General features: G+C 57.1%; 7 protein-coding genes. 5 read left to right on the forward strand and 2 right to left on the reverse strand.

Features of this window, described 5'->3' with window-relative positions; translation table 11 throughout:
* Positions 1 to 74: 74 nt before the first annotated feature.
* The 4 genes from ABIE13_RS18415 to ABIE13_RS18430 all read left to right on the forward strand — a co-directional run bounded on the left by ABIE13_RS18415 (position 75) and on the right by ABIE13_RS18430 (position 8,666).
* Positions 75 to 4,331 carry a hypothetical protein gene (locus ABIE13_RS18415; RefSeq protein WP_354446091.1) on the forward strand — a complete coding sequence of 1,419 codons (4,257 nt, stop codon included), beginning with the start codon at positions 75 to 77 and terminating at the stop codon, positions 4,329 to 4,331.
* 637 nt (positions 4,332 to 4,968) lie between these two features.
* Entirely contained in the window at positions 4,969 to 6,285 is a 1,317-nt protein-coding gene (locus ABIE13_RS18420) for a phosphoribosyltransferase-like protein (RefSeq protein WP_354446093.1), read from the forward strand.
* 187 nt (positions 6,286 to 6,472) lie between these two features.
* Positions 6,473 to 7,645 carry a reverse transcriptase family protein gene (locus tag ABIE13_RS18425; protein ID WP_354446095.1) on the forward strand — a complete coding sequence of 391 codons (1,173 nt, stop codon included), beginning with the start codon at positions 6,473 to 6,475 and terminating at the stop codon, positions 7,643 to 7,645.
* Positions 7,646 to 8,183: 538 nt separating this feature from the next.
* Positions 8,184 to 8,666, forward strand: a complete 483-nt coding sequence (locus tag ABIE13_RS18430) for a GreA/GreB family elongation factor (protein ID WP_354446096.1) — start codon at positions 8,184 to 8,186, stop codon at positions 8,664 to 8,666.
* Positions 8,667 to 8,812: 146 nt separating this feature from the next.
* Here the strand turns inward: ABIE13_RS18430 and ABIE13_RS18435 are convergent, their stop codons facing one another.
* Positions 8,813 to 9,304, reverse strand: coding sequence for a hypothetical protein (locus ABIE13_RS18435; RefSeq protein WP_354446098.1), 492 nt, complete (start codon positions 9,302 to 9,304; stop codon positions 8,813 to 8,815).
* 998 nt (positions 9,305 to 10,302) lie between these two features.
* The gene (locus tag ABIE13_RS18440) at positions 10,303 to 11,097 is read right to left on the reverse strand and encodes an IclR family transcriptional regulator (protein WP_354446100.1); all 795 of its coding nucleotides are present in this window, start codon (positions 11,095 to 11,097) and stop codon (positions 10,303 to 10,305) included.
* A gap of 84 nt (positions 11,098 to 11,181) precedes the next feature.
* Between ABIE13_RS18440 and ABIE13_RS18445 the strand changes: the two genes are divergently transcribed.
* Positions 11,182 to 12,174, forward strand: a complete 993-nt coding sequence (locus ABIE13_RS18445; RefSeq protein ID WP_354446102.1) for a Bug family tripartite tricarboxylate transporter substrate binding protein — start codon at positions 11,182 to 11,184, stop codon at positions 12,172 to 12,174.
* Positions 12,175 to 12,196 lie beyond the last annotated feature (22 nt).

Consider the following 12,196-nt stretch of genomic DNA (forward strand, 5'->3'; position numbering starts at 1 on the left):
GGCAATACGGCCCCTTGTAGCGGCAGGTGACTAGATCAGACTCTTCCGTCCCGGCTATCCGGTAGGCTATCCACATGCTTATCGACCTACATCGTTCCTTCTCAGAGTACTCAAGCGAGTCGTCTGAAGTCCAAGACGAAGACTGGGGAGCCTTCCTTGGCATGCGCAACGGTAGGCACGCGTGGAGCGACCTGCACGAGAAACCGCTCGTTGTCGTTCTCGGTGAGGCCGGCATCGGCAAGACCACCGAGTTCAAGCACGAAGTTGCGCGTCTCACAGGAGGGGGGAAGGCCGCGTTCTTCCTGCCCCTGAATCAGCTGCAAGATTCCGACTCTTGGACGCTTGCCCTGATCGGGTGTGAAGACTCCTACGCAGCTTGGGCGGCGTCCACCGCTACAGGCTATTTCTTCCTTGACGCAGTTGACGAGGCCCGACTGAGGTCCCATGCGGACTTCGAACGTGCGCTGACGTTGGTTCAACAAGCTCTTGGCCCTCACCTTTGGCGGGTCCGCGTCGCCATATCGACTCGGATTACGGATTGGTCAGCTGTTAGCGTACGAGCTGCGGTCGATACCCGCCTGGCAATGCCCATTCAGCGGGCATTCGGCGCCAAGGCGGCTGCCGAAAGGCCACTCTCATTGGACGAGGCTTCATCCGTTTCGCTTCCTGCGGATGACGACGCCGCAAAAGTCGAAGCCCTTGTAGTAACGCTAGACCCCCTGTCAAACACCGAGGCACGGCGCTGCGCCGAGGCCTTCGAGCTCCAGGACGTGGAGCTGTTCTGGTCGGCGGTCGAAGATGGTGACTACGAGTTCATGGCAACCCGTCCCCTGGACCTTCAGTGGATGGTTGGCCTTTGGAATCAGCGAAAGACGCTTGGCACCTACCGCGACCTGATTGAGGTCAACGTTTCAAACCGCCTTCAGGAATTCAATGACAGCTACGAAGTGGCAGGCGAGGTCTTGTCGGTTGACCAGCTTCGGGCAGGAGCAGTTGCGCTTGCCGCGGCCGCAGAGTTCGGAAGCGCCGCGTTCTTCGTTCTAGAACCGGGCGCTGTTCCGGCCGACAATGAGCTCGCTCCGCACACTATTTTGAGCGACTGGGACCCAACCGAGGTTCGCCGACTTCTGGCGACTGCGGTCTTCGACGAAGCAAGTTTTGGTCGAGTCAAGTTTCATCACCGCTCCATCCGAGAGTACCTTGCTGCACATTGGGTGAGGCGGCAATTGGAGCTCGGCGTTCCCTTGCTCCGCTTGCAGGGTCTTTTCGCCGCCAGCCCCTACGGCACGTCTGTGCTAATCCCATCCCGTCGCGCGGCGCTCAGTTGGCTAGCGACCATTAGCGTGGAGGCAAGGGAATGGGTGGTGCGAGACTTCCCTGAAGTCCTCTTCTTTGAGGGCGACCCGCAGGCCTGGGACGGGCTGTCGGCAGACAAGGCCTTCGACAACTTCGTCTCCGGCTCCAAATTCGGCCTCCAGACAAAGTGGGTCAATAGCGCCAGCGAATACATGCGGGTGGGGCGGTCACTCAGCGACGGCAAGGTTGCTGCTGCCCTTGTGGACCCGTCACGTCCGCCACAGATTCGGAGTTTGTGCTTCTACCTTGCTCGATACGCGAAGCTGGCCGATTGCGCATCTGGCGCCTTCGACATCTATAGAAACACCACCGCGCAAGAGTGGGAGCGCCGATATGCGCTGGAAGTCCTCGAGGTAGTTGCAACTCCGGCACACCGTTCAGCCGTCTTGGTCGACCTGCAGACTTCCGTCCTTGGCTCCAACGAACTCATTGCTCGCGCTCTGCAGGCTGTCGAATGGCGTTCACTCACCGTGGCTCAGTTGTCTGCCATCTTTGACTCGACCCGAAGTGAAGCCGTGTATGGTGGTGGGCCAATGACAGAGGCCCTTAAGAGCGGCCTGCTGCCTTCAGCCGACCTGCCGGGCGCAACACTACTGCTCAGCGCGGTCATGGCCTCACTGCCACGCCCGATGCCAGGCAAACGGTTCGCGCGCTTCACTGATCCCGACCAACCTGAACGTGCGTGGTTGTTGGACGCACTGCCCCATTGCTATGAGCGCGTCCTTGCATTGCTTCAACCTACATCTACCGCTTACCCGAAGGTCTACTTAGACGCGGCAGAGCGAATCGAAGCGCAGCGCGACACCGGTTTCACAGACCGTGTTGAGTTCAGTCGGCTCCGCAAGGCAATTGCCCAGCACCCAGGTCTTCGCTGGAGCTTGGCACTCGCCATCGCAGAATCCGACGACATCCGGCACTCCACACGTCGCCTGACCTGGGGGGCCTCGTGCATCGTGAGCTTTGACGTAGATGATTTACCCGAGCTAACACGATGCGCCAACGACTCGACTCTGCCCACCTTCGAGCAGGAGGTCTGGTTTTCCGTAGCGTTGGAGGTTGTATTCAAGAATAAGCGCCATAAGTCGCGCGCAGACGCGCTCCGAGCACTTGGAGTGCAAGGCGAGACTTCAAAGCGTGGCATTCTTGTCAGAGCTGAGTACAAGCTATGGCGGCAAGGCGCAGCTCAGACTCGACATTGGGGGGCAGAAGAAAAGCTGCGAAAGGCGGCAACCGAACGAGACCTAGAAGCTTTCAAGACGAGTCTGACCGCTCACCTTCCCCAGATTCGTACTGGTACGCACTTCGGAGGGCTTCAGCGCCTTCTTCAGTACTCCTTCAGTCGCTCAAGAACCAACGACCATTCGACGATTGACTTCGACGCCCTGGCGGCTAGCCTCGGCCCACAAATCGCAGAAGCATTCGAGGAAGGTCTGAGGGCATACTGGCCAATGTCGGTCCCGCCAAACCCGTCCGACGTTTCCAATGGTCAACTTCCATGGTCTGCGCTCGTCGCTCTTGCTGGGGTACGCCTGACTTTGCGGAGTCAGGCTGTCATAACCTCCCTCTCAGCGACGGAGGTCGAGAGGGCTGCCCAACTTGCGGTCTGGGAGTTGAACGGTCCTCCCACGTGGTTAGAACCCTTGACAAGGACGCATTCGGCCACGGTCAACGTTGCGCTTACGGCCTGGATACTGGCAGAGGCCCAATCGGCCACTACCGGCAACGGTGTTCGCGGAGCATTGGAGATGGCGCTCAATTGTGCTTCAGATGTTCGCAAGGAACTCATAGCTGCGCTGGTTCCGCTGGCCGTTGATGGCGGCATCGTACGCGATGACACCCACAAGGCAGTGATTGACGCGCTCAAGGAGGACGGATTGTTGCCGCTTGCCACCCTTACTGCGCTTTGCCAAAGCAAGCTTGACTCCTCTATAGGGCCAACGGGTGCGCTCGCCGAAATGACTTGGCTTCGTGTCTGGATGGAGGTCGAGGCCCACAGCGCCTGGGCGTGGTTCGTTCGGCATGTTCAAACCTTCCCGGGGGACGTCGAACCTGCGGTGAGCAGCTTTGCCGCTGCGGTGGGCGACCTGAAATGGTTGATGGTGCCTCTGGACAGCCCGACGGCCGACGTGCTCCTCGGCATTCACTCGATGCTAAGCATGTATCCGCCGGCGGCGTCCACCCCGTCGGAGGACAGCGATAGTCACTTCTTCGGACCCCCTTCAAAGCGCCTGCGTGAAGGTATAGTCACCGCATTTCTAGCGGCTCGCGGACCGATAGGGCACAAAGGCTTAGTATCTTTGCTCGCCAGACATACGGACCCAACCGAACGCAATTGGATGAAAGGGAGGGTGAATGAGCATGCGTCGTTAGATGCTGAGCTGGTAGCGAAAAGGACGGCTGCCGAGCTGAAGGCGATTGGTTCCCCGTTTCAGTCAGAGCCGCGGACCGAGGCCCACCTCTACGAGCAGGTCCTAGCCCGACTGGAGGAGCTACGCAAGAATCTCGAAGAAGGCCCTTTCAGTGAGCGGGACCTCTTTAGTCCAAGAATCCCGGAAAAGTTTCTTCAACGATGGCTAGCAGCGAAGTTTCGCGAAACCCAGAATCGTCGATTTAGCGTCCACAGAGAAGAAGAAGTTGACGACGACAACATGACAGACATTCAACTTAGCTGCCCTGCGGGAAATGTCTGCATCGAAATTAAGCCCGTCGACTCGACTCGGAGCTACTCTGCAAACTCGCTGACCGACACTCTCAGAACTCAGATTGTTGGCCAATACCTGCGTGGCGCCAATAGCACGCGGGGAATCCTTGTTCTCATGCAACTCGACAACAAGACCTGGAGCATCCCAGGTGGTGCGACCGGTCAGGCGTTTCCCGCTTTGGTGAGCTATCTGGAGAGTCAGGCGCAGGCCATCAAAACCGTCTCCGATGGAGTCAACGAGCTAACCGTTTTCGGTATTCGATGTGTCGTCTGAGATCCGTCGGTTGTGGTTATCCCAATAGTCAAATGATGCCGTTCAATCTTTGCAGGCAACTGTCCTGACATCTCTCTTACACGTACAGTGATAACGACCAACTATGACATAGTGCTTAAGAAGTCAGTAAAAAAAGTGGAGGGCAAATATGGAGGCAAAAACGAAGGGAGCGTGGCTCCTTGCGCAGTCCAAGAGTTTGGATGCCGTCAACGGCGCGGGACGTCTTGAAAACATTCAGTACGCGGGACGTACTGGTCGACTTTTCAACCTACTTCGTCGGACTGTCGATCAAAGCGGGGCGATTTCTGTCGTTCCAGCATCCACCGTGCAAGAAATCTGTAGACTGAATAACATCGATCGAGCATCACGCGAAACTGGACTAGCCGTGCTTGGACGCCATGGTCGAATCGAAGTTGGCTCTGCTGGCGACCTCACACGTTGGTCTATCCTTCGACCAAGGTCGGTCCGATAGTTTCCTTTTAGGCGACGTCGGGTAGCCAAATCTGCAGTCGAGCTAAAGGGCAACCAACCTCATCTCCAAGATGAAGCCACCAGCTAACCAGCGTTAGCATCCTGATTCCTGCCGACACGCGGTTGCGTGCCCGCTAAATGGCTTTCTTGTGCAAGGACGATTCTAATGTCACTGATTTGCAGCCGCGCAGCTGATCTTTGGTTAGGCCAGTTCAAGATACCTGCAGACCGTGCTCTGGCGACTAAACTGCTTCAGAATTTTGTATTCATATCTGCTGATGACTTTCAAAGAGACTTGAAGGCATTGATCGCGTCAAAGCTGCCGGCACCCTCGACCGCAGCCTTTTACATTGAACGCGAACTAAAGCAGGTAAAGCCTAAGTGGCCGTACAAGCAGCCCGACAATCGAAAAATCGTTACCAGATTGTCGCCCCGAAAGATCGCCGAGAAGATGTACCTCGAAGTCGGACGCCCACGAGGTAGGGGACTTCCAAAGAAGTGGACGGCGCATGGCAGCGCGCTACCCGCTGTGAAGTCTCCGAAAAACCGACAGCAGGATATAGGCAGCGAAGGCGTCGTGGCGATGGCGATTTCCAAGTTCTGTAAGCTGCGCAAGAATCGGTTCGCCTTGCAGCCACACACGAACGACCTAACCCCAGGAAAGGCCACGTACTTAGTCGTTGTGACCGACTTCATCGGCTCTGGCAAGAGGTCACGCGACATGCTGGACGCTCTCTGGCGCCTCGCGTCCGTTCGCAGTTGGCACAGTAGTGGATATCGCAAGCTGATGGTGTTCGCTTATTCCGGGACCGATGCAGGGATCGCGCATGTCAAGCGACATCCCAGTCGCCCTAATGTCCACGTTGTCCGAACGTGCCCAACTATCAAGTCGGCCTTCCGAAGCAAAACTGCGCAGGAAATAATTTCGCTTTGCCGGCGACTCCCTCAGAACGCGCGTGAGCCTTTAGGTTTTAGGGACACAGGCGCACTCATGGCCTTCCAGCACTCTTGCCCGAACAACGTTCCTGCAATGTTCATTGAGTCAGCTCAAAAAGGCCAACACAGATGGCAGCCACTCTTTCCCTCACGCACTACGGAGGGGATAAATCACGTCATTTCTGCAGATCCTGCGCAACAGTCCTCTGAAGCATTCGACGCACTCAGACTTGGCAACATCGTGAGGAATAAGTCGTTTCTCAGGAGCACCGAAGAGCAGCAAGATGTCGTCAGATTGTTAGCGGCGGTCTTTCGTGGAAAGCGTCAAACGGAAGACCTCGTGGCAGCGTCGCTCCTGCCGTATGTACGGGTCATAGCCGCCTTCGACCGAGCCATCCAGCAGAAGCTACTGACAACCAACGGACGGATTACCTCGGAGGGCCATGCATTCATCAATCACCTGAATCAGAAAGCCTCTACATCAACCCTGGCACCAGCCTCACCAAGTCCGTATTATTATCCGCTGTCGCTGAGAGCTCCGCCGTAGTGGCAACACTCTAGTTTCCATGGGGAGGCGACTCCCCGTGGTCGAGCCGTAGCTTTTGCTGTGGCGAGGCTTAGGAGTCCGAAAGCCGAAATTGAACTTGCGCCTACTTGCACCATCTCCTGCGCCTGGCTACCAGCGTAACCTCGGGCCAGGGCAGGAGATGCTCCGCGAGCGGGGCCAAAGGTAGATGAACCACTGGAACTCTCAGCGATATCTTGCTTCAGGACATAGTCAGAAGCGCAATACCCGCGTTCTAGAAAACGCGGTCAGCACCGCTGCGCTCATACGCAAAGCCGCGCCAGGCGCGGCAATTCTCTTTACATTGAATCATCTGGCCCGTGAGACAGGCGTGCCTTACAGCTACCTTCGCGACGTTGCGGCGCGCGGCGGTCGCAACGATGTCACGTTCTATCGTGTCTTCTCTTTGAAGAAGGGTAATGCCGGTTTCAAGGGCAAGAGGATGCGCACCATATGCGTGCCAGATCCGCTGCTCATGAAGGCGCAGCGATGGATTCACGAACACATCCTGAAGAAAGTTTGTGCCCACAATGCATCCAGCGCCTATCAACCCGGATCGAGAATTCGGGATGCGGCTGCCCAACACCGAAATGCTCGTTGGCTAGTCAAGATGGATGTGATGAATTTCTTCGAATCAGTACTGGAGCCCAAGGTCTACAGAGTGTTCCGATCATTCGGTTATCAGCCTCTGATGGCGTTCGAGCTAACGCGACTGTGCACTCGAGTTAGAAAAGGTGGACCTAGACGTCACAAAGTGGACCTCACAGCACGGATTCTTCAATATAACAGTGCTGCTTTGGGCCATCTTCCTCAGGGTGCGCCAACAAGCCCATTGCTGGCAAATCTTGCAGTGTTCGACCTTGACTGTAGATTGGAGTTACTCGCGAAGTCCCACGGTATGGTCTATACGCGTTATGCCGACGACATCGTTTTTTCTTCATCAACAGACGATTGGTCCAAATCCAAGGCGGTTGCGTTGCTCAATCAGGGGCATGACATCCTGAAGGAACACGGGCTTCAGCCCAACCTTGCAAAGTCCACCATCGCCGGTCCAGGTGGACGTAAGGTGGTGTTGGGCCTATCGGTGTCGGATACAGAGCCTCGGCTCACTCGCGATTTCAAGAACAAACTGCGGGCCCACATCCACTATCTGAAAAAGTACCACACCCAAGGTACTCCTCCTCACGAAAAACTGAGCTTCGACTCGAGTCTGGGGCTACAGCGCCACGTCTTCGGGCTCGCCTACTACGCAATGGGCATTGAACGTGCCTGGGGTGCAGCACGCCTTGCTGAACTGAAAGCCCTGCCCTGGCCGGTAGAGCACGGTATCTCATTCGTCTAGAGGTTAGATACGCCGTCACTTCAGACTGGTTTGTTCAGTTGCGCTGGAAGCTTCGCGGCATGAACATGAAATGTGACCGCGATAGGCTGCCTCGAATGGGTGCTACTTAGTCGATAGCTGCCCTATCAGGCCGCGGATTTGGCGATAATTTCGCTCGAAAAACTAGCTGGCACGCGTGCTCAATACTTGGCCGGGCTCGTGCTGTCGTCTGGCCCGGTGAAGTTCACCCTGCTGACGCGCGATTGCACAGGGTATCTGGTTGACCGTTACAGTGAGCGCAGGGAGAGCGCTGATGAGCTCTCTAAGCGAGTCAATCTGCGCGACAGTCCTCAACGCAGAACTGGCCAACTACAGCTAGTGCCTTTGCTCATATAAATGCGTACTTTCTACCAGCTCCTTCCGTTGGATACATCGAAATGCGCGCTAGCGCAGTGCCCATGGCTAAAGTTAGCCTACAGCCAACAGAAGCGCCTAAGGCTGGTGAAGCCCTTCATAATCAAAACCTGCTCCCGCTTGTTCGATATGCCAAACTTTCACCATGGATAAATTCTTGCTGCAGCTGCAGGTGCTTGAGCGGCTCGCCGAAGACCTGCTGCAAGTTGAACAGGCAGTGCGGACGTCCCATGAAGCGGCGACTCACGAAGAAAACATCGCCGAAAACAAATACGACACACTGGGACTCGAAGCCGCCTACCTGGCCACCGGCCAGGCTCGGCGCGCCGAAGGTATCCGTCAGGCGATGGCAACTTGGCGCCAATTCCGTCCACACCCCTACGATGCCAGCAAAGGTATTCAGCTCGGCGCGCTCGTCTGCCTGGTTGATTCCGACGACAAGCAGCAACAGCTCTTTCTCGGGCCGGATGGGGGCAGCATGAAGTTGGTCAGCGGCGCTCAGCTCGTTCAGGTCATCAGCAGCGAAGCCCCTTTGGGCAGAGCTATGCTGGGTAAATTCGAGGGTGATGAGGTGTGGATTCAGGTCGGTCCAAGTCGACAGCAGTTTGAGGTGCTGCGGGTTTATTGATCCGCAATCAGGCCCACGCCCAATTGGCTAAGGTCAGCAGACTTACCTGAAGGCTAGACTTCGGCTGTCGGCCAGAAACTGCCATCTGCGTCCGGGAGAAGCGACAGCCTGCGATTGCGTTTCTGCGTCGAGCGACGTGTTAAGCCTCAATTTTTTCCTCGCCGCATCAGTTCATCTATGTCGAAACCGTTCTCCCGCGACGTCCATTTATCAGGCCTGCACGACGAACTGCTTCCCATATTGAGCCCCAATTGCATGACAACCCCGCCGGGAGTGTGAAATGTCTTGTAAGAGTAGAACGGCTTTCCGGTGTCTGCGTCGATATAGGCCACACCTTGTTCTCTCACAGGGATCACATAACCAACCAATTCACTGGTGTACGAGTCTCCTCTTCGCGCTGCCACGACATTTCTCGCGTCAGGTGCAACCCATACTTTGGCCTCTGCTTTACAAAGTCGTTGAAACTGCCATCGACCTATGATCTCATCAGAAAATGGGAGTGCAGCCACAACTGGAAATATGAGCACGCCCAGCAACGACGCACCGGGAATGCGGATCTCTCGAACAATCCCTGCCGTAATCATGCCCGTTATGACCAACCACGTGATCAGTAACCCAATGACTATCAGGCCGATCATCCGAGCCTCGGCACGTGGAAAACTATGCAGGGATTGCTAGGTGCTTGCGTGAAGGCTAACTTTTGTGTATAGAGGCAAGCGCCGGTGGGACGCGCTCGGCCAAGAATGAAATGAGAGCCAGGCAGGGGATGCCGATACATGCTCGCTCGAACGATAGGTTTGGCTGCACTTTTGTTCATAAGGAGAATAGCCCATGGAGCGACTTGTCTGCCGTTGCTGTGTTCCAACTCCACTGCCTCGCCTCAGAGTAAAGAACGTACTGCTCGAACCACCAGCCGAGGTGCTTCTTCGCGGTTCGTGGTTGCGCCACAAGGACGCGAAGTGGAGCTAGCGCCTGATCGCTCGCAACAACTGCAGCAATTCGCTCGGAGCGTGCTCGAAAGATGGCAATCTTCCTGCCAGCGCTCAGAAATGTCAAAGGCGTATCCGTTCCGTTGCCGTACCGCATTTCAGCGTGGTGATAGTTCGTTCCGCCGAGGCCGTCCCCTCGAAACATACGATCCTGGGTTTGAGCCCCGACATAGAGACGATGGCCAGCGGGTATGGCAGAGAGATTTGTATCTGCAGGCACTGCAAAATAGAGCCATGACTCGCCGATCTTGCACTTTGGACCGAGTTGTTCGACTTCAATTACAGGGAGGCTGTAGAAACCTCGCCTTGCGTAGTTGTATGTCTTTGTGGGATGGACACGCAGAAGCGTTAGATACCGTTCAGCGACAGGAGCAATGGACGCAATAAGATTTGGAAGTTGTTTCATGGCAGGATGTAACTAGTTTGTGAGGCCTGACGAAATGCAGACCGTGCCAACCCGCAGGCCCTTGCCCCGGTTTTTGTTAACGGGCAAGTGATTGCCGGATTGAGCCTCGTCTTGGAGCTGAAACGACTTGACAAGGCAGCATTCATCGAATCGGTGAAAAATGGCGCACACGCCATCTCGAAAACCATCGCTCAAGCCTGAAGCTGAGGTGTCTTCAGGACGGTGCACATTGCCGCCTGAGCTACGAGGTGGTTCTCTGCGGCACTAGTCGCCCCTCCACACGCAAACCCGCGCGAACAAGTGAGTCGACAGCTGCCTTAGGGACAGCAGGGCCACCGGGCGACGCGTAGACCAAGCTCATGCTCCCCAGCAGCTTCTTGCCGTGGTGAATGGGGACAGCCCAGGCCTGCGTACCGGGGCTGACTTCGTTGCAGGTGAAACACACGCCGGAAGTACGCAACCCCGCCATGGCCCTACCCAAGGCTTCTCGCGAAGTTGGCAGGCTCGCTGCGTGTAGCTCGTGCGCATGCTGCTGGGCGACCTTTTCCAACTGGTCCAGGGTTAGATGGGCCATGATTGCCTTTGAGGTCGCGCCTTGGAACAGCGGCATCGCACGTCCGCGCTCGTAGCAGGCAGCTGCCGGCGCCGATGTCCCTCGTACCTCGCGAATGCAAACGACCTTGAGCCCATGCAGCCGAGACAGCAGAACCGTTGCGCCGGTGCGTTCGGATAGGCTGTCCATGATCTCGCCTGCCGCGGCCAGAAGCGGGTCATTGAGTCTGATGACGCGGTCTAATTCAACAATGGTGGACCCGAGCACATACTCGTTGAGCGATGCCCGCTCGACCAGCCCTGCGTCTTCCAAGTCGGCGAGGTAACGGTAGGCGGTAGCAAGCGACACGCCGAGGAACTCCGCCACCTCCCTGGCCGTGAGGCGCGCAGGGCCGTCGCGGAAGTGTTGCAACACCTGAAGGACCTTGGTAATCACGGTCATGGCACGCCTTCGCTCTGCGATGTCGGTGCCGATTCGCACCATTTGAGAATTCTACTTGTCCCCTGTCGGGACGGCGGACAAAATTCGCCCCTACCCGGACATCACCCCGGCATCCAGGAAAACCGCATGCTCACAACCTCATCTATCCGGCTGCGCGTCTTGCGTGGTGCAGCCCTCATTGGCCTCGTCGCCGGCACCACACTCGCTATGGCCCAAAGCGCGCCCAATCAGTTCTCCATTGTGGTGCCGTATGCACCGGGCGGCCCTGCCGACTCGGCGGCCCGGCTGATCCGGCCAGTGTTTGAATCCACCCTGGGAAAGACCACCATCGTTGAAAACCTGGCTGGCGCAGGCGGCTCGATTGGAGCGACCAAAGTGCTGCGCGCCATAGATGGCAGCCAGATTTTGATGGGCTCACCCAACGAAGTCATCCTGGCGCCGCTGGGCCTGTCTGCGGTCAAATACAAGGCGGACGACTTCCGGCTTGTGGGTACGGTGGGCGAGCTACCCTATGTGCTGATCGCACGCCCCGATTTTCCGGCCGGCACAGTGGACGAATTGATCGCTTACGCCAAAGCGAATGCAGCACGCTCCTTGAGCTACGGCAGCATGGGCAGCGGCTCCATCAATCACCTGGCCACCGAGGCCTTTGGCGCGAAGACAGGCGTCCGGCTCAACCACATCCCCTACAAAGGGGCGGCTCCGCTGGTGCAGGATGTGGCCAGCGGTCAGATCGATTTCGCCTTCACGCCTTTGGCGGGCCCGGTGCAGGGCTTGATCGAAACCGGCAGGGTCAAGTTCTTCGGCCTGACCAGTGCCGCCCGCAGCGCTCGCTGGGCCGATTGGCCGACTGTCAATGAAAGCAAGGTGCTCAAAGACTTCGTCTACAGCATCTGGGTCGGACCCGTGGTGTCCAAAAGCACGCCCGAGCCGGTCGTGCAGCGGATTAACGCCGCACTCGCCGAGGCGCTGCGTCAACCCGATGTGCGCAAGGGCTTGGCCGCGGCGGGGTTCCTTGGCACAGCTACAACGTCTCTGCTTGATGCACAGAAGCTGTACACATCCGAGGCGGATAAGTTCAGAAGCATCGCCGATGCGATCAAGCTGCAGCCGCAATGAGAGGCGCTGGGGCCAGGATGCA

This window comes from Ottowia thiooxydans, assembly GCF_040548795.1.
Classification (GTDB): domain Bacteria; phylum Pseudomonadota; class Gammaproteobacteria; order Burkholderiales; family Burkholderiaceae_C; genus Ottowia; species Ottowia thiooxydans_A.